This is a genomic window from Arthrobacter sp. NPDC093125 (assembly GCF_044754225.1).
GTDB lineage: Bacteria > Actinomycetota > Actinomycetes > Actinomycetales > Micrococcaceae > Arthrobacter.
The window spans coordinates 35,816-54,061 of record NZ_JBIVOQ010000009.1 but is presented as its reverse complement, the minus strand read 5'-3'; the positions used below and the strand labels follow the sequence as shown (position 1 = coordinate 54,061).

Annotated in this window: 16 protein-coding genes and 1 tRNA gene; 7 read left to right on the top strand and 10 right to left on the bottom strand. The window is 65.0% G+C overall.

The genetic code is table 11. The features are described from left to right. Window positions 1-4 precede the first annotated feature (4 nt). Complete coding sequence (locus ACIP9X_RS15880) at window positions 5-1,411, bottom strand: class II 3-deoxy-7-phosphoheptulonate synthase (RefSeq protein WP_400480712.1); 1,407 nt, start codon at window positions 1,409-1,411, stop codon at window positions 5-7. 126 nt (window positions 1,412-1,537) lie between these two features. Beyond that, the gene (locus tag ACIP9X_RS15875) at window positions 1,538-2,272 is read right to left on the bottom strand and encodes a lysophospholipid acyltransferase family protein (protein WP_400480711.1); all 735 of its coding nucleotides are present in this window, start codon (window positions 2,270-2,272) and stop codon (window positions 1,538-1,540) included. 111 nt (window positions 2,273-2,383) lie between these two features. On the opposite strand from ACIP9X_RS15875, the gene ACIP9X_RS15870 reads away from it, so the two are divergent. Genes ACIP9X_RS15870 through ACIP9X_RS15860 form a run of 3 tightly spaced genes read left to right on the top strand, consistent with a single transcriptional unit; the run spans window position 2,384 to window position 4,697 of the window. Continuing rightward, complete coding sequence (locus tag ACIP9X_RS15870; protein WP_400480710.1) at window positions 2,384-3,235, top strand: alpha/beta hydrolase; 852 nt, start codon at window positions 2,384-2,386, stop codon at window positions 3,233-3,235. Beyond that, complete coding sequence (locus ACIP9X_RS15865) at window positions 3,232-4,035, top strand: alpha/beta hydrolase (protein ID WP_400480709.1); 804 nt, start codon at window positions 3,232-3,234, stop codon at window positions 4,033-4,035. Before ACIP9X_RS15870 ends, ACIP9X_RS15865 begins: the two co-directional genes overlap by 4 nt. After that, the gene (locus ACIP9X_RS15860) at window positions 4,032-4,697 is read left to right on the top strand and encodes a hypothetical protein (RefSeq protein ID WP_400480708.1); all 666 of its coding nucleotides are present in this window, start codon (window positions 4,032-4,034) and stop codon (window positions 4,695-4,697) included. The genes ACIP9X_RS15865 and ACIP9X_RS15860 overlap by 4 nt, the downstream gene beginning before the upstream one ends. A gap of 11 nt (window positions 4,698-4,708) precedes the next feature. On the opposite strand, the gene ACIP9X_RS15855 is transcribed toward ACIP9X_RS15860, so the two are convergent. Then, window positions 4,709-5,830 (bottom strand): ROK family glucokinase, encoded by a 1,122-nt coding sequence (locus ACIP9X_RS15855; RefSeq protein ID WP_400480707.1) that lies wholly within the window; start codon window positions 5,828-5,830, stop codon window positions 4,709-4,711. Window positions 5,831-5,999: 169 nt separating this feature from the next. Here ACIP9X_RS15855 and ACIP9X_RS15850 point away from each other — a divergent pair, with 169 nt between their 5' ends. Next, entirely contained in the window at window positions 6,000-7,820 is a 1,821-nt protein-coding gene (locus ACIP9X_RS15850) for an AMP-dependent synthetase/ligase (protein ID WP_400480706.1), read from the top strand. Between the two features lie 119 nt (window positions 7,821-7,939). Here ACIP9X_RS15850 and ACIP9X_RS15845 read toward each other — a convergent pair whose 3' ends face one another. Then, window positions 7,940-11,335 (bottom strand): pyruvate carboxylase, encoded by a 3,396-nt coding sequence (locus tag ACIP9X_RS15845; protein ID WP_400480705.1) that lies wholly within the window; start codon window positions 11,333-11,335, stop codon window positions 7,940-7,942. A 407-nt stretch (window positions 11,336-11,742) separates the two neighbouring features. On the opposite strand from ACIP9X_RS15845, the gene ACIP9X_RS15840 reads away from it, so the two are divergent. Both ACIP9X_RS15840 and ACIP9X_RS15835 read left to right on the top strand, forming a co-directional pair. Beyond that, window positions 11,743-12,564 carry a ParA family protein gene (locus tag ACIP9X_RS15840; protein ID WP_400480704.1) on the top strand — a complete coding sequence of 274 codons (822 nt, stop codon included), beginning with the start codon at window positions 11,743-11,745 and terminating at the stop codon, window positions 12,562-12,564. Window positions 12,565-12,738: 174 nt separating this feature from the next. Further along, window positions 12,739-13,893, top strand: a complete 1,155-nt coding sequence (locus tag ACIP9X_RS15835) for a hypothetical protein (protein WP_400480703.1) — start codon at window positions 12,739-12,741, stop codon at window positions 13,891-13,893. A gap of 18 nt (window positions 13,894-13,911) precedes the next feature. Here the strand turns inward: ACIP9X_RS15835 and ACIP9X_RS15830 are convergent, their stop codons facing one another. The 5 genes from ACIP9X_RS15830 to gcvH all read right to left on the bottom strand — a co-directional run bounded on the left by ACIP9X_RS15830 (window position 13,912) and on the right by gcvH (window position 17,004). Further along, a complete protein-coding gene (locus tag ACIP9X_RS15830) occupies window positions 13,912-14,508 on the bottom strand; it encodes a MerR family transcriptional regulator (protein WP_400480702.1) in 597 nt (198 codons plus the stop codon). 252 nt (window positions 14,509-14,760) lie between these two features. Then, complete coding sequence (locus ACIP9X_RS15825; RefSeq protein WP_400480701.1) at window positions 14,761-15,264, bottom strand: bifunctional nuclease family protein; 504 nt, start codon at window positions 15,262-15,264, stop codon at window positions 14,761-14,763. Beyond that, window positions 15,264-15,980: a MerR family transcriptional regulator gene (locus ACIP9X_RS15820; protein ID WP_400480700.1), complete on the bottom strand. Its 717-nt coding sequence runs from the start codon at window positions 15,978-15,980 to the stop codon at window positions 15,264-15,266. Before ACIP9X_RS15820 ends, ACIP9X_RS15825 begins: the two co-directional genes overlap by 1 nt. Window positions 15,981-16,002: 22 nt before the next feature. Beyond that, on the bottom strand, window positions 16,003-16,479 hold the full coding sequence (locus ACIP9X_RS15815) for an FHA domain-containing protein (RefSeq protein WP_400480699.1): 477 nt from the start codon (window positions 16,477-16,479) through the stop codon (window positions 16,003-16,005). A gap of 138 nt (window positions 16,480-16,617) precedes the next feature. Next, window positions 16,618-17,004, bottom strand: a complete 387-nt coding sequence (gcvH, locus tag ACIP9X_RS15810) for a glycine cleavage system protein GcvH (protein ID WP_400480698.1) — start codon at window positions 17,002-17,004, stop codon at window positions 16,618-16,620. A 160-nt stretch (window positions 17,005-17,164) separates the two neighbouring features. Here gcvH and ACIP9X_RS15805 point away from each other — a divergent pair, with 160 nt between their 5' ends. Next, window positions 17,165-18,037, top strand: coding sequence for an Fpg/Nei family DNA glycosylase (locus ACIP9X_RS15805; protein ID WP_400480697.1), 873 nt, complete (start codon window positions 17,165-17,167; stop codon window positions 18,035-18,037). A gap of 78 nt (window positions 18,038-18,115) precedes the next feature. On the opposite strand, the gene ACIP9X_RS15800 is transcribed toward ACIP9X_RS15805, so the two are convergent. Further along, window positions 18,116-18,192 (bottom strand) — tRNA-Pro (locus tag ACIP9X_RS15800). Window positions 18,193-18,246: the final 54 nt, after the last annotated feature.

Here is an 18,246-nt window from a genome sequence, read left to right as displayed (position 1 = left end):
GCTGTCAGCGCCGGGTCAGGGCGCCGGCCACGAGGAACGCCATCTCCAGCGACTGCATGTGGTTCAGGCGCGGGTCGCACACTGATTCGTAGCGGTCCAGGAATGCTTCCTGATCGATGGGGTCGGCACCGCCAAGGCACTCAGCCACATCGTCCCCGGTCATTTCCACGTGCAGGCCGCCCGGCACCGTTCCGAGGGCGTGGTGCACTTCGAAGAATCCGCGGACCTCGTCGATGACGTCGTCGAAATTACGGGTCTTATAGCCGTTCGGCGACGTGACCGTGTTCCCGTGCATGGGGTCGGTCACCCACAGGACCTGGGCGCCCGAGGCGGTGACCTTTTCCACGATGGCGGGGAGCTTTTCACGGATGTTGCCTGCGCCCATCCGGCTGATGAAGGTCAGGCGGCCGGGTTCGCGGTTCGGATCCAGCTTCTCGATCAGCCGCAGGGCGTCATCACCCGTGGTGGTGGGGCCAAGCTTCACACCAATCGGGTTGCGGACACGCGAGAGGAAGTCAACGTGCGCGTGGTCCAGCTCCCGGGTCCGCTCACCGATCCAGAGAAAGTGGGCGGAGGTATCGTAGGGGAACCCGGTGCGTGAGTCGATACGGGTCAGGGCACGCTCATAATCGAGCAGCAGGGCTTCGTGGCTGGCGTAGAACTCGACGCGCTTCAGCGCTTCGAAGTCAGCGCCGCAGGAGGCCATGAACTGGATGGCGCGGTCGATGTCCCGGGCGAGGGACTCGTAGCGGGCGTGGGCGGGGTTTTCCGTGAAGCCCTTGTTCCACTGGTGCACGAGGCGCAGGTCCGCGAAGCCGCCCTGGGTGAAGGCGCGGATCAGGTTCAGCGTGGACGCGGACGTGTGGTAGGCCTTGAGCATCCTGCTGGCATCATGCCCGCGGGACTCAGGGGTGAAGTCGTATCCGTTCACGATGTCGCCGCGGTAGGCGGGCAGTGTCACGCCGTCGCGGGTTTCTTCATTTGATGAGCGCGGCTTGGCGAACTGGCCGGCCATCCGGCCCATCTTGATGACGGGCATTGCGGCACCGTACGTGAGGACTACCGCCATCTGGAGGATGGTCTTCACGCGGGCGCTGATCTTGTCAGCCGTCGCGTCACCGAATGTCTCGGCGCAGTCACCGCCCTGGAGGAGGAACGCCTTGCCCTGGGCGGCTGCGGCAAGCCGCTCGCGGAGCACATCGACTTCGCCGGCAAACACGAGGGGCGGCAGTGCCGAGAGTTCCCGGACGGAGGCGTCGAAGACGTCCCGGTCCTGCCACGAGGGCTGCTGGGAGATCGGAAGGTCCCGCCAGTTGTCCAGTCCCGGATAGTTCGCGGCGCCGCTCTGGGCGGTGCTGTTCACTGCGGTGCTGGTCGGGGAAGGGGCGGGTTTTGCGGATAGCTCAGTCACACTACTAAGAGTAGTTGCCCGGACAGCCATCGGGACACCCGGAGTGTCATTGACCCCCGGCCGGCGTCACACACCTCCGGTGTATAACATGCCACCGTCGGCCGCCTCCTGCCGGCACCACACAGGTCATGCTTCCCGGCGGTCTTCTCCGGGCTGATCTTCGCCCGTCTGGTCAGGGCCCTTACCCGCCAGCCGCAGCTTGACCACGGCGGCGTATTCGTCGACATATTCCTGCCCTGACAGGCGCATGAGCTCGTACATGATTTCGTCCGTCACCGACCGCTGGATCAGCCGGTCATCGGCCATTCCCTGATACCTGCTGAAGTCGAGGGGCTCCCCGAAGATCATGCCGATGCGCCGGATGTTGGGCAGCCTTTTACCGATTGGCTGGACTTTGTCCGTGCCGATCATAGCCACCGGGATCACCGGAACCCCGGCCTGCAGCGCCAGCCTCGCAACACCCACCTTGCCCCGGTAGAGCCGGCCGTCGGGGCTGCGGGTCCCCTCGGGGTAGATCCCCAGCAGTCCTCCGTGGTTCAGGACGTGCATGCCGGTCTCGAGGGAGGCAGCGGATGCCGCCCCTCCGGAGCGGTCCATGGGGAGCTGGTTGGTCAGCCGGAAGAACATGGCCGTCAGCTTGCCCTTGAGCCCGGTGCCCGTGAAATATTCCGACTTCGCCAGGAAAATGACAGGCCGCGACACCATGAGCGGCATGAAGATCGAGTCGGAGAAAGACAAGTGGTTTGAGGCAATGATCGCTGGACCTTGGGCCGGTACGTTGTCCAGCCCCTTAACCCACGGCCGGAAAAGAGTGCGGAGCACCGGACCCAGAAAGATCCTCTTCATGATCCAATAAAACACGTGTCCAAACCCCTCCGGAAGGCAACTGGCAGGCGTTCCAAGGACCCCACCAGCACTGCAATGCAACCCTACTCTAGTGAGATTTGCAGCGAACAGTGACACGATGGACTCATGACGGAAAGCAGCGACCCGGCGACGCCCGCCGCTTTCAGCTATCCGGGCCACGGCCCCAATGCGCGCATCGGAATCGCCATCTGTCACGGTTTTACAGGCAGCCCGTTGAGCATCCTTCCCTGGGCCGAATATCTGGCGGAGCGCGGCTTCGCCGTCTCGGTGCCGTTGCTTCCCGGCCACGGCACCGACTGGCAGGACTTGGCGCGCACAGGCTGGGCCGATTGGCACGGCGCCTTCGAGAAAGCGTATCTGGAGCTCGCCGGCAGGACGGACGCCTGCTTCGTAGCCGGTCTTTCCATGGGCGGGGCCATTGCCCTGCTCACAGCCTCCCGCCATTCAACGGCCGGCGTGGCAGTGGTAAATCCGGGACTGAGTTTCTATGACCGGCGTGTCAGGATCATTGGTCTGCTGAAATACTTCAAGCGGACCACTATTCCCATCGAGGAGGAAAATCCGACGGCGGCCCCCACCCGGGACGGCGACTATTCGCGCACCCCGCTGGCGGCTGTCCACCAGCTAAAACGGCTCTTCGCGTCGGCCCTCCGCGGACTCCCCCGGATCACGGCACCCGTGCTGGTGTTCAAGTCCCGGAACGACGTCGTCGTGCCGCCCACGTCGCTGGCCATGCTTAAGGCGCGCCTCGGAACCGCGCGCACTGGAACGCGCACTGGAAAAGGGAGCCTGGAAACCGTGCTGCTGGAAAACAGCGGCCATGTCGCCACACTGGACGTGGACGCGCCGGAAATTTTCGCGGCCTCCGCGCGGTTCTTCCAAACGCACGCGGACACGCATCCGGGAAGCACACCCAGCACACAGGCCAGCAGCGTTATATCGTCGGAGAAGCAATGAGCACTCTTCCGGACCACAGTCCCTTCAGCAGACCGTTCTCCGGCGAGGGCCCCAAGGTCGGCATTGCACTCTCCCATGGGTTCACCGGAAGCCCGCACGGCGTGCGGGCCTGGGCGATGGCCTTCGCGGACGCGGGCTTCGCGGTCCGTATGCCGCTGCTCCCGGGCCACGGCACCTCGTGGCAGGAACTCGCGCGCAGCCGCTGGACGGAATGGCATGACGCGATGGACGCGGCCTACCTGGAACTCGAGGCCGAGTGCGATTACGTCTTCGCGGCAGGCATCTCAATGGGCGGTGCCCTTGCCTTGCGCATCGCCGCCACCCGGCCGGTCGCAGGCACCGTCCTGGTCAATCCCGCGCTCGTCATCGACGACCCCCGCGCGCCGCTGGCCGGCATCCTCAAACTCGTCCTGAAAAGCACGCCGTCCATCGGCAACGACATCCTTAAACCCGGCGTCGATGAAGGGGCCTACACCCGGACGCCCGTTGCAGCCGCCCATGAACTGCATAAGCTCTTCAAGGCCACGCGCCTGCTGCTGCCGCGCGTCACGGCCCCCGTCCGGGTTTTCCGTTCCACCGTGGACCACGTGGTTTCCGACACGAGCATGTCGGTGCTTCGCCGGGGCCTGACGGCCGCACCGCTGCACGTGACCATGCTGGAGAACAGCTACCATGTAGCCACCCTCGATAACGACGCCGGGCAGATCTTCAGCGGTTCGGTGGAGTTCATCCGGAACGTCCTCGCGGATACCGGGACGCGACCAGTCCGCGACAGCCAGCCAGAAGGGCGAGCCCAATGAACAGGCCCGATTCGAATCCGTCCGATCCCAGCGCCAACCAGGATGACGCCGTCTGGCTCGACCTCGTGGCCAGGCTCGAGGGGAAGACCCCCGAGGCTGACACCGGATCGAAGGCCGACGACGCCCGTCAGGATCCGGCGGAACATCCACCTGCCCCCGCGGGCTCCTCCGCCACAGACACTTCAGACTCTTCATCCACTGACTCTGCAGCCGGACCGGAGACTCCTGCCAAGCGGTTCACCGACTTCGACCCGCTGGGCCTGGCTCCCGGTGCCGCGGCACCCGTGGAGCTGTCCGCCGTCGAACGTGAACAGGCAGCAGCGCGCCGGCGCGCCGCCGAAGCTGCCGGTTCCGGTGCCTCGCCCGGCGTTGGCGATCAAGCCGGTCCGGAAGGTCCGCGCGACTATGGCGTGGATGATGAGGAGGGTGCGTTTGTTCCCGAGGATCCGCCCATCCTTTCCGCGACAGATCCCCTGACGATGCTGGCGTGGCTCGGCGCGGTGGGTTCCCCGATTGCCCTCGTGCTGTCGGCCATGTTCTGGCGGTCGGCACCCTTGCTGGCGATCCTTGGCATGGTGGCCGTGTTCGTGGGGGCCGTGGTGTACCTCATCATGAAGCTGCCGCAGGAAAAAGACGAAAACGACGACGGCGCGCGCGTCTAAGCGCGCCGGCCTCAGCTGTGCGTTCGGCTGCTGACCCTTGACAGGTCAGCCGCGCCGATCAGTCCGGCGTTGGGCCCCAGGGCCGCAAGGGCGATTTCAGCGGCAGGGCGGAAGCCGCGGCCGGTAAGGTTGCGGGCGAAGGCTTTCCGCGCCGGTGCCACCAGCAGCTCACCGGCAGCACACAGACCGCCACCAATCACGAACTTTCCGGGATCCAAAGCGGCCGCGAGATTGGCCAGCCCGAGCCCCAGCCAGTCCCCTACGTCTTCCAGGAGTTCCTTTGAGGCGGCGTCTCCGGCGATGGCCAGCTCCGTCACGGTGGCGCCGCTGATGCGCTCGGCGTGCCCGTCCACTGCCTTAAGGAGCTCCTGCGCCACCGGCGAGTTGGCCAGCGCGAGCTCCCGGGCTTCCCGGCCGAGGGCGTTGCCTGAGGCGTACTGTTCCCAACAGCCGCGGTTACCGCATTCGCAGCGGTGGCCGCCGGGCATGATGATCTGGTGGCCGAATTCGCCGGCAACGCCAAAGCGGCCCCGCTCCACGCGCCCGTCCATCACCATGGCCCCGCCGATCCCCGTGCCCAGCGTGATGCACACCAGCCGGTCCTGGCCCTGGCCCGCGCCAAAGCGCCACTCGGCCCAGGCTGCGGCGTCGGCGTCGTTAGCCAGCATCACAGGGCGCCGGAGCAAGCGCTGGAGGTTGTCCCGCAGGGGTTCGTTGCGCCAGGCAAGGTGCGGGCTGAAGAGCACAGTGCCGCCGTCGAGATCCATCCATCCGGCCGCACCGATGCCCACGGACCGTATCCGGGTACCGCGGCTGAGCTCCTCCACCAGTTCCACGATGACCTGTTCGACTGAACGGGGATTGCTCCCGGGGGTTGAACGCCGGGCTTCACGGAGGATATGGCCCTCTGCATCAACTACACCCGCCGCAACCTTAGTCCCGCCGATGTCGATGCCGATGGCCAGCCCGTTGGCGGCCGGGCGCAGATGCTGCCGGAGCGCGCGGTACGGGGCACTACCGCCCAGCTGGCCGGCCCGGCTCCGCCGCCAAACGCGCCCGGAGCGTGGGGTCGTGCTGAACAGACGGGCTGTGCTGGTAGGTCCGGACTGTTCGCTCGGCGGTGATTGCTGCATAATTCCCCATTCTAGGTGCCCCTGCCTGCGGTTTACCTTTAGGACGCCTTGGCGCAACCTCGGCCTCACGTAACTGTTTGTGCTGGTAGCGGGCCTAAGCCCGCCTCGGGCGCCGGGGTACTAAGGTGGTGACTAACCACAGCGGCCTACGGATATCAAAGGAGCTATCGTGCGCGAATTCAGTGTTCCGCCCCTGGTCAACGTCCCTTCGGACTCCAACATCACGGACCTTCTGGTGCGCCAGGCGGCGAAGACATCGAATCCGGCGCTCTACTCGCGGCTGGATGCCTCAGGGCAGTGGAAGGACATCACCGCATCGGACTTCCTCAAGGATGTATCTGCCCTCGCAAAGGGGCTCATTGCCAGCGGCGTGCAGCCCGGCGACCGCGTCGGCATCATGTCCCGGACTCGCTATGAGTGGGCACTGGTTGACTTCGCCATCTGGTTCGCCGGCGGTGTTTCCGTCCCCATCTATGAAACGTCCTCCCCGTCGCAGGTGGCCTGGAACCTCGGCGATTCAGGCGCGGTTGCAGCGTTTGGCGAGGCGGCCCATCACGAAAACGTCATCAGGCAGGCGGCCCTGTCCGAGGGCCTGGCCGCCCTCACCCGCGTCTGGCAGCTTGAGGGCGGAGGACTGGATGCGCTGCGGGAGGCCGGGACAGGTGTCAGTGACGACGAACTTGAGATGCGCCGGAGCACGGCCGGGCTGGGCGACGTCGCCACGATCATCTACACCTCCGGCACCACGGGACGGCCCAAGGGTTGCGAACTGACCCACGGAAACTTTGTTGAACTTACGGAGAACGCGCTGGCCACGTCCCTGCGCCAAATCGTCAACGAGCAGGCGCGGACCATCATGTTCCTCCCGATGGCCCACGTGTTCGCACGGTTCATTTCGGTCCTGGCCGTGGGGGCCGGCGTCACGGTGGCCCACACCCCTGACATCAAGCACCTGCTGCCTGACCTGCAGAGCTACAAGCCCACCTTCATCCTGGCCGTGCCCCGTGTCTTCGAGAAGGTGTACAACTCCGCGCTGACAAAGGCCGAGGACGGGGGCAAGGGCGCGATCTTCCACAAGGCGGCGGACACAGCCATCGCGTACTCCCGCGCCCGTCAGGACGGCAAGGTGGGCCTGGGGCTGAAGGTCAGGCACGCCCTGTTCGACAAGCTCGTCTACGGCAAGCTCCGGGCCGCGATGGGCGGCGAGGTCGCCCACGCTGTGTCAGGCGGCGGCCCCCTGGGCGAGCGGCTGGGCCACTTCTTCCAGGGCATCGGCCTGCAGATCCTCGAAGGCTATGGCCTGACCGAAACCACGGCCCCTGTCAGCGTCAACACGCCCGAGCGGATCAAGATCGGCACCGTTGGAGCACCGATTCCCGGCAATACGGTAAGAATTGCCGAGGACGGCGAGATCCTCACCAAGGGTGTCTGCGTCATGAAGGGCTACTACAGGCGCGATGACCTGACGGCCGAGGCATTCGTCGACGGCTGGTTCCGCACGGGAGACATCGGCCAGCTCGATGCTGACGGCTTCCTGACGATCACCGGCCGGAAGAAGGAGATCATCGTGACGGCCGGGGGCAAGAATGTGATTCCGGCCCTGCTTGAAGACCAGATCCGCGCGGACGCGCTGGTGTCCCAGGTGCTCGTGGTCGGCGATAACCGGCCCTTCATCGGTGCTCTCGTTACGCTCGACGAGGAAGCCCTTCCGGGGTGGCTGCAGCGGCATGGACTGCCTGCGGAAACCACTGTTGCCGAGGCAGCCGACAACGACACCGTGAGGGCCGCCGTGCAGGAACTGATCAACAACGCGAACCAGTCCGTTTCCCAGGCCGAGGCCATCAAGTCGTTCCGGATCGTGCCGCGCGACTTCACCGAGGCCTCGGGCCACCTGACCCCTTCCATGAAGGTCAAGCGGGCGCAGGTCATGAAGGACTTTGAGTCCGTGGTCGACGAAATGTACGCTGCGCCCAAGCCCACGCGCGCTTAGCCCCGCCGGCAAGAGCGCGCAAGCGGCAACACAAGCAATCAAGAGCAGACACGAAAGAGCCCCGCCGGAATTCTCCGGCGGGGCTCTTTACGTTGGACTGGCCGCTCCTCGGCGCCCTGCTACTCGACGACGAGCAGCAGGTCTCCGCCCTGCACCTGTTCCACAGCGGAAATGGCAATCCGCGTCACCTTGCCGCCGGCCGGCGTCGTGATGGATGCCTCCATCTTCATGGCCTCGATCGTGGCAACGGTGTCACCGGCCTTGACGGTGTCTCCGACCTTGACCGTCACCGTGACGGCACCGGCGAACGGCGCAGCCACCTGGCCCGGCTGGGCCGGATCGGCCTTCTCGGCTGCCTTGACGTTGCTGACCACGGACTTGTCGCGGACCGAGACAGGACGGGACTGGCCGTTGAGCGTGCACATGACCGTGCGCATGCCCTTCTCGTCCGGTTCCGAGACGGCCTCGAGCGAGGCGATAAGGCGGACACCCTTTTCGAGCTGGATCACGTGCTCCTGGCCGCGCTGCAGACCGTAAAGGTAGTCGCGGGTGTCCAGCACGGAAACGTTGCCGTAGGTTTCCACGCTCTTCTGGTAGTCCTTGGTGGGGCCGGCGAAGAGCAGGCGGTTCAGCGTCTGCTGCCGGGTCGCCGAGTCACCCTTGAGCGCTGCGCTGTCTTCCGCGCTGAGCTCCGCGTCGCGGACCTTGATGCTCCGTCCCTGCAGTGCTTTGGTGCGGAACGGTTCCGGCCAGCCTCCGGGAGGATCGCCGAGCTCGCCGGACAGGAAGCCGATGACCGAGTCCGGGATGTCGTAGTTCTGCGGGTTCTCTTCGAAGTCCGCGGGATCGGCGTTCAGCCCGACAAGGTGCAGGGCGAGGTCGCCCACCACCTTGGAGGACGGCGTGACCTTTACCAGGCGGCCGAGGATGCGGTCCGCGGCGGTGTACATGTCCTCGATGGCCTCGAAGCGTTCGCCCAGGCCCAGCGCCATGGCCTGCTGCCGGAGGTTGGACAGCTGCCCGCCGGGGATTTCGTGCTGGTAGACGCGGCCTGTGGGGCCCGGCAGTCCGGACTCGAACGGGGCGTAAACGCGGCGCACGGCTTCCCAGTAGGGCTCCAGGGAGCTGACGTGGGCAAGGCTCAGGCCGGTGTCGCGCTCGGTGTGCGCCAGGGCTGCGACCAGCGCAGAGGCGGACGGCTGGCTCGTGGTTCCGGCCAGGGATGCCGAGGCGACGTCGACGGCGTCAACGCCGGCATCGACTGCCGCGAACAGGGTGGCGAGCTGTCCGCCGGCGGTGTCGTGCGTGTGCAGGTGGACGGGGAGGTCGAACCGTTCCCGCAGTGCCGCCACAAGCTTGGCGGCAGCTGCCGGACGGAGCAGGCCGGCCATGTCCTTGATGGCGAGGATGTGCGCGCCTGCCTCGACGATCCGGTCCGCCAGCTGCAGGTAGTAGTCCAGCGTGTACAGCTTTTCGTTCGGATCCAGCATGTCGCCGGTGTAGCAGAGCGCCACTTCGGCGACGGCGGTGCCGGTGGCACGGACGGCGCGGATGGCCGGAGCCATCTGGTTGACGTCGTTCAGCGCATCGAAGATGCGGAAGATGTCGATGCCGGTGGCGGCTGCCTCGTTGACGAAGGCCTCCGTCACTTCCTCGGGGTACGGGGTGTAGCCCACTGTGTTCCGGCCGCGGAGCAGCATCTGGAGGCAGACGTTCGGCATGGCCTTCCGCAGCGCAGCAAGGCGGTCCCACGGGTCCTCGCCAAGGAAGCGCAGGGCGACGTCGTAGGTTGCGCCGCCCCAGGCCTCGACGGAGAGCAGTTCCGGCAACAGCGAGGACACGGCGGGTGCGGCGGCAAGCAGGTCCCTGGTGCGGACGCGCGTGGCCAGCAGCGACTGGTGGGCATCGCGGAACGTGGTGTCCGTGACCGCTACGGCCTTCTGCTCACGGAGAGCACGGGCGAAACCTTCCGGGCCGAGTTCCTGCAGGCGCTGGCGCGAGCCCGGCTGCGGCTCGCTGCCCTTCACGACCGGAAGCTTCTCGGCGGGATCCGTGTGGACCGTGAGCTCACCGTTCGGCTTGTTGACGGTGACCTCTGCCAGCCAGGTCAGCAGCTTGGTGCCGCGGTCGGCTGACACGCGGGACTTCAGCAGCTCGGGCCGTTCGTCGATGAAGGACGTGGCCACGTCGCCGGCGATGAAGTCGGCGTCGTCCAGCACAGCCTGCAGGAAGGAGATGTTGGTGGAGACGCCGCGGATGCGGAATTCCGCGAGGGCACGGCGCGCCCGGGCCACCGCAGCCGGGTAGTCCCTGCCGCGGCAGGTGAGCTTGACGAGCATGGAGTCGAAGTGGGGGCTGATCTCAGCGCCCGAGTAGACCGTGCCGCCGTCGAGCCTTACACCGGCACCGCCCGCCGAGCGGTAGCCGGTGATCTTTCCGACGTCGGGGCGGAAGCCGTTGGCCGGGTCCTCGGTGGTGATGCGGGACTGCAGCGCTGCGCCCTTGAGGAATACGGTCTCCTGGGACAGGCCGAGGTCGGCCAGGGTTTCGCCGGAGGCAATGCGCATCTGCGACTGGACCAGGTCGACGTCGGTGACCTCTTCGGTGACCGTGTGCTCCACCTGGATGCGCGGGTTCATTTCGATGAAGACGTGCTGGCCGGCGCGCTCCCCTACCGTGTCCACAAGGAACTCGACGGTACCGGCGTTGACGTAGTTGAGCGCCTTGGCGAACTTCACGGCGTCGCGGTACAGAGCCTGGCGGATGCCCTCGTCCAGGTTGGGCGCCGGGGCGATTTCAATAACCTTCTGGTGGCGGCGCTGGATGGAGCAGTCACGCTCGAACAGGTGCATGACATTGCCCTCGGCGTCGGCCAGGATCTGCACCTCGATGTGCCGGGGACGGAGAACCGCCTGTTCCAGGAACATGGTGGGGTCGCCGAAGGCAGCGTCTGCCTCGCGCATGGCAGACTGCAGCGCCTCGGGCAGCGCTTCACGGGTGTCAACCCGGCGCATGCCGCGCCCGCCGCCGCCTGCAACTGCCTTCGCGAAGATCGGGAAGCCGATTTCGTCCGCAGCCGCGATGAGTTCGTCGAGGTCCTTAGAGGGCGCGCTCGACTTCAGGACGGGGACGCCTGCCTTGCGGGCAGCCTCCAGCGCGGCGACCTTGTTGCCTGCGAGTTCCAGGACCTCAGCCGGGGGTCCGACGAAGGTAATGCCGGCGTTCTTGGCGGCGCGGGCAAGGTCCGGGTTCTCGGAAAGGAAGCCATAGCCGGGGTAAATGGCGTCGGCTCCGGATTCCTTTGCAACCCGGATGACCTCGTCAACGTCCAGGTAGGCGCGTACGGGGTGGCCCTCTTCACCGATGAGGTATGCCTCGTCGGCCTTCTGGCGGTGGATCGAGTTACGGTCCTCGTTGGGGAACACGGCGACTGTCTTGGCACCGAGTTCGTAGCCTGCGCGGAAAGCACGGATTGCGATCTCGCCGCGGTTGGCCACCAGAATCTTGGAAAACATACTTCTCCTGCATCATCGCGGGTGGTTCGGTAAGTGTCGTCACAGTGTGTAAGACGGGCGTATTGAAACACAAATCATTGTGTCGACCATCACAAATTATCCGTCATTTCGAAGCCACAATCACCTGCCGGGGCGCTGGCAGGGGCGCGTGCCGGGGCGCTGGCAGGGGCGCGTGCCACGGGGTTCGGCACGGATACCGGCATGCGGCCCGGACCGCGGCCAGCCAGGTGCTACGGCATGGGCCTGGCAGGGCCCTGCCTCCTTAGCCATGCCGGAAACGGATAAAAAGGGTTTAGGCACCCGGTCAACATATGATGAATGGGGCGGCGAACCCTGTCCCCGTTCCGGCAGCACCGGAACAGCAACTACCCCAACACGGCAACCGGCGTTAGGTATTGGTTTTACAAGTGCAAGTAGTCAGCATCAGCAGCCTCAAAGGCGGTGTCGGCAAGACATCCGTCACTACCGGATTGGCGTCTGCGGCACTGGCCGCCGGCATCCCCACCCTCGTGGTGGACCTGGATCCCCATGCCGATGCCAGCACAGCCCTGGGAGTGCAGCCGAGCGACAAGCTCGACATCGGCCGGATGCTGAAGAATCCCCGCAAGGCCCGGCTTCCCGAAAATGTGGTGCCCAGCGGCTGGACTTCACGGGTGGCACCGAACGGCTCCGCCCCCGCCGTCCTGGACGTCGCCGTGGGCTCTGCCTACACCGGCGTCTACGACCGCCCGGACCTTGGCAAGAGGGATCTTCGCCGGCTGTCCGCGGTGCTGGCAGGAACGGACAAGTACCAGCTGGTACTCGTTGACTGTCCTCCTTCCTTGAATGGCCTGACCCGCATGGCCTGGTCGGCCAGCACCAAGGTGGCCCTCGTGGCAGAGCCCGGCCTGTTCTCCGTGGCCGGGACTGAGCGGACCATGCGCGCCATCCAGCTCTTCCGGCAGGAATTCGCCCCCAACCTCACGCCCGCGGGCATCGTGGCCAACCGCGTGCGGACCGGATCCTCCGAGCACGCGTTCCGACTGGCTGAGATGCAGTCGATGTTCGGCGATCTCCTGCTCGCGCCGCACATCCCGGAGCAGGCCAACTGGCAGCAGATTCAGGGTGCTGCCCATTCCATCCACCACTGGCCCGGCGACTCGGCAAAATCCGCCGCGGCGCTCTTCGACACGCTCCTGGCGAACCTGATGTCCACCGGCCGGGCGAACCGCAGCCGCGTCAACCGCTAGAGAGCCCGGCTGAGTTACGGCTTCTGCCGGCAGGGCGGGCGTCGTGACCCCGCTGCACAGCCGTGCACGTCTGGCACGCACCAGGTCAGTGCGGGCCATTGACTATGCGTCGGGCGCTTTATAGCATTGCGGCTCCGAGTCCCTCGTTGTCTGCCTCCCCCGCAGGTGTAAATCATGAGTGCAAGTGCCACACGGTCCGCGGTGCTGGCGGTTGTCCTCCTGGTAGTCCTGTTGGTGGCCTGCATTTCCGCAGTAAGCCAGTCGGCCTCGTCCACCCGCTACTACATCAGCGCTCTCGGCAGTGACAGCAACTCCGGGACTTCCCCCGATTCACCCTGGCAGTCGCTGGTGAAGATCAACACCACGACTTTCAATCCCGGCGATTCCGTCAGTTTCCGCAAAGGTGATGAATGGACAGGCAGCGTCGTGCTGGACGAAAGCGGCACTGCGGAGTCGGCGATAAGGCTGAACAGCTACGGAAGCGGGAACCTGCCAACGGTGACTGGCGGTGAGGACGGAAACTGCTTCCGGCTGAACGGCAGCTACATCGAGGTGGAGGGTCTGCGGGTTACAAACTGCGGGTACGCGGGCTTCAATGTATACGGCGACCACATTGCGGTGAAAAATTCCGAGGCCTCAGACAACGCCGCCGGGATCAAGGTAGGCACAGGCTCTGACTTCAGCAACTACTCCAACAATGTGCTGAAGAACAACAACGTCATGAACGTCAATACGCCGGGAAGGCAGTGCGGCACTGAGGCGGCGGCGGACTGCAGCGATGATTCAGGGTCCTTCGGGGTGCTGATCAACGGCAACGACAACGAGTTTTTCGGCAACACCGTCACCGGCTCCACGGCGGCCTCCTTCGACTACGGCCAAGACGGCAGCGCCTTCGAGATCTACAACGGCAGCCGCAACAACATCCACCACAACCACGCCATCGACAACAATGTGTTCTCCGAAGTTGGGCGTTCTGACGGAGCGGCTGACGGCAATGTTTTCCGCTACAACCTGGTGCGCTCCTCGTGCGGTGCGGACTGCGCCGAGGCCGCGGGACTGATCATCCGGGGCCCGGGCACAAAGTACGGCCCTACCAACAGCACCACCTTTGAATTCAACACGGTCTGGCTGAACGGCAGCCGTTCGCGCGGTGTTGTCTGCCACGCGTCCTGTCCGTCCACAACGGTTATCCGCGACAATATCCTGGTGGCCGTGCGCGACGCGCTCTGGCTGGATGGATCTGGGTGGATCGAGCAGCACAACGTCGTCGACGGCCCCAGCAACGTCCCCCTGGACAGCACCTCGACGACCACTCCCCCCGGTTCGTGAACGCCCCGGAAGACTCCCTTAGCCGAGCTTGCGCGCAGCCCTGCGCTTGCTCAGTTCGTCATCCGGAAAGCTTTGCTCGCTGGCATGTTCGCTCGGCAGAGAGGCGAGGCTGCCCTCAACCTCACGCCAGACACGTCCAACAGCGATGCCAAAGACGCCCTGACCGCCCTGCACGAGGTCGATGACTTCGTCGGCGGAGGTGCACTCGTAGACACTGGCGCCGTCGCTCATGAGGGTGATCTGGGCGAGGTCTTCAACGCCGCGCTCACGGAGGTGTTCCACGGCGGAGCGGATCTGCTGCAGCGATACGCCGGTGTCCAGCAGCCGCTTGACCACCTTGAGGACCAGGATGTCACGGAAGCCGTAGAGCCGCTGCGATCCCGAGCCGGCGGCACCGCGGACTGCGGGCTCCACCAGGCCGGTCCGGGCCCAGTAGTCCAGCTGGCGGTAGGTGATCCCTGCGGCCTTGCAGGCGGTGGGACCCCGGTAGCCTGCGTCTTCGTCCAGCACCGGAAGATCCTCGGTGAAGAGAAGGCCCTGAGCGCCGCTTGCAGGCACAGCTACGCCGGCCGTTGAGGACTGCTTCAGCTCGCCTGCTTCGCCTTTCGGACTCACGTGGATCCTCCTTGTCATGAGCTCCCCTGGGGAAGTCTGCCGCAACAGCCCTACAGACATGAAGATCACGACGAAGATCATGCGTGTAATTTGGCCGGAGTAGCACTTTCCAGTGTGACTTGCGCGGCTGTCGTATGCAATGGGAACTTGGTACCTTCGACGTTAGGCCCGCCGCGCCCCAAGGTCAAAGACCTTGGGGCCATAGAAACGGCGTGTCGAAAGTTTCAGCCTTAACTTTAACCTTAACGTGACCTAGCCGTCGAAGTCTTCCGGTTCCACGTCGTCCAGGAACTCACGGAACTTGCGCATCTCGCGCTCCTCGTCCACGGCTGGGCCGGGTTCGGTGTCCTCCCCCTCGTCGTGCTCGGTGATCCGCACCCCGGCCTCGTCCATGACCGAATCCGCGCACCAAATGCGGCACTTGGCCCGCAGTGCAATGGCCAGTGCATCGGATGCCCGGGAGCTGACCGTGGCACCGTTGTCGAACTGGAGCTGCCCGTAGAAAATGTTGTCTTCCACGGCAACGATATTGACACTGACCACGGAGTGCCCCAGCGTCTCGACGACGTCCACCAGAAGGTCGTGCGTCATGGGCCGGGGCGGAACCACGCCCTGCTGGGCCAAGGCGATGGCGCTGGCTTCCGGCGTGCCGATCCAGATGGGTACATGCCGTTCCCCGTGCATCTCGCGCAGCAGGACCAGGGGCTGGTTGGAGGGCAGCTCTATCCGGACGCCCACAATCTCGACTTCGATCATCAGATTTCCATCCGTGAGATACGGTCCTGGACCAGAGCCCGGTGGAGTGTCAGGCAGAGGTCACTGATTTCACGGGCTGCCTCGGCGGCCCGTGCCTGCGAGGCTGCGTCCTTGCGGGACGTCAGCGTCGCCACTGCCCGTTCCACCAGGCCGAACTCCCGCTCGGCGGCAGCCTGGAAGGGACGCAGATGGCGGGGCTCCAGTCCGTGCCCCTCCAGCTGGACACAGGCACGCGCCACCTGCAGCGCGTGCTCATCAAACATGCCGTTCGTGTGGCCGATGAGCCCGAAGCTCAGCAGCGACTGCACCAGGGGAACGCTCGCTCCGGATTCCGCCCGCAGCTGCTCCTCACTGAGTTTGCGGGACTTGTTCTGCAGTTCGGCCGCAAGCTCATCAGAAACAATCCGCGGGGAAACGCTCACGCCCGGCGGAAGGTTCTCCGGCCGCTCCCCGCGGTCAATGGCGTCAAGATAGTCCTTGATCACCTTCAATGGCAGGTATTGGTCGCGCTGCAGCGACAGGACGAAGCGCAGACGTTCGACGTCGCCGTCTGAGTACTGCCGGTAGCCGGCAGGGGTGCGCCGGGGGTTGATAAGACCTTTTTCCTCAAGGAACCTGATTTTCGACGCCGTCATGCTCGGGAAATCGTCGCTCAACTGAGCGAGGACCTCCCCGATGTTCAGGACCAGGGGTCCCCGGCGCTCCGGTTGTGCCATTGCCACAGGCAGCCGCTCCGAATCAGACGCGTCCTGCTGTGCGGGCAGGGCTCAGGTAGAAGGTGAGTCGGAACTTGCCGATCTGGACTTCGTTTCCGGACTTCAGTTCCACGCTGTCCACGCGGTCGTGGTTCACGTAGGTGCCGTTGAGGCTGCCCGTGTCCACGACCTCGAAGCTGCGGGAGGTGCGGCGGAATTCGACATGGCGGCGCGAGACGGTCACGTCGTCAAGGAAGATATCCGCATCGGGGTGCCGTCCCGCCGTGGTGACATCGGAGTCGAGCAGGAAGCGGGCACCGGCGTTGGGGCCGCTGTGGGCCACCAGCAGTGCTGAGCCGGAAGGAAGTGCCTCGACGGCAGTCCTCTCCTCCGGGGAAAGCTTGGGCACGATCGTTGGCTCATCATGGACGGGAGTGAGGTTGATCGAGGTTGTCTCCGGAGCCCTGCCCACGCCCGTGCCGTAATCACCGCTGGTGTGGTTCTGTTCGCCGCCAACCATGGATTCCTCCTCCTTCGTTGCAGATGTCCCCCTGCAATCAACGCGTACCGTCCGGAAACTGCCTGGCAGCCCCGGGTTCGCTGTCCGCGGTCCGGACCACTGGAAATCAGTGGCCCGGACCGACGGGAACAGCTAGCTTTAGCCTACCTGTTGTTCGTACTCCGATGCACTGAGCAGGGAGTCCACTGCGTCAGGTTCCGCGAGCTTGACCTCGATGAGCCAGCCGTCGCCGTAGGGATCGGAATTGATGAGGGCAGAATCGGTGTCCAGCGCCTCGTTCCGGGCAACGATCTCACCGGTAACCGGGGCGTAGATATCGCTGACGCTCTTGGTGGACTCAACCTCACCGATAACGTCGTTCGCCGTAACAGTCGTCCCTATTTCGGGCATCTGGGCGTAGACGACGTCTCCAAGGGCGTCCTGGGCGAAGTCGGTGATCCCGACCCTGACCACTCCGTCGGTGTTCGGCGAGGACACCCACTCATGTTCGGCGGTGTAGGACAGATCAGAGGGAATGTTGCTCATCAGGGGCCTTTCATCGGGTCAATCACCAATGTCAACGGAGGCATAACAACAAGCCACCGCTGAAAGTATAGGCACAAGCCCTTGGCTGCAAAGGGGACCGAAACAGCATCGGCCCAGCTCAGGCGCTGACACGCCCCCGCCGTTGTGCCACAGTGGGGGCATGCCAGAACTACCCGAAGTAGCCGGTCTGACCGCCTTTCTCGGCACACACCTTGAGGGCGCCGTGCTGACGAAACTTCAGGTCCTCTCCGTGGCCGTCCTGAAGACCGCCGATCCGCCTTACACGGCCCTGGAAGGCCGCACGGTGACCGGCGTCCGGCGCTTCGGCAAGTTCGTCAGCATGGAGGCGGGCGGCCTGCATTTCGTTTTTCATCTGGCACGGGCGGGCTGGGTGCGTTACACGGAGTCCCCGTCGGAGACGCCGCTGCGGCCCGGCAAAGGCCCCATCGCTGCCCGGCTCAGCTTCGCGGGACAGGACGGCGGCCATCTGGGCGTCGATCTCACGGAGGCCGGTACCAAGAAGAGCCTTGCGGTTTACGTCGTCACAGATCCCCACGAGGTGCCGGGAATTGCCGCCCTCGGCCCCGATCCCCTGGATCCGAGGTTCAGCGTCGAGAACCTTCAGGCGATCCTTGCTGCCAGTCCGCACCAGATCAAGGGCGTCCTGCGGAGCCAGAACGTGATGGCCGGCATTGGAAATGCCTACAGCGACGAGATCCTGCACGCCGCAAGGATCTCGCCGTACACCATGGCCGATTCGCTGGACAAGGAGACGGTGCAGGTTCTTTATACCGCCATCCACGATGTTCTCGGGGCGGCCGTGCAGGAGGCCTTGGGCAAGGCGCCGGGAAATCTGAAGGATACGAAGCGGGGCGGCATGAACGTCCATGGCCGGGCCGGAGAGCTATGCCCGGTGTGCGGGGACACGGTCCGCGAAGTGTCCTTCGCGGACACGGCCCTCCAGTACTGCCCCACTTGCCAGACCAAGGGGAAGGTCCTTGCGGACCGCCGTACTTCCCGGTTCTTGAAGTAACAGGTCCTGAAGTAACAGGTCCTGAAGTGGGCAAGAAAAAACCCCGCCGGTCCTTTGCAGGATCGGCGGGGTTTTTGCTGGTCGGGCTGACAGGATTTGAACCTGCGACCCCTTGACCCCCAGTCAAGTGCGCTACCAAGCTGCGCTACAGCCCGTCAGTTCCGCCGTTCTCCGCGTCCGTGAAATTCAGGAGAATTTCACTTCAGCAG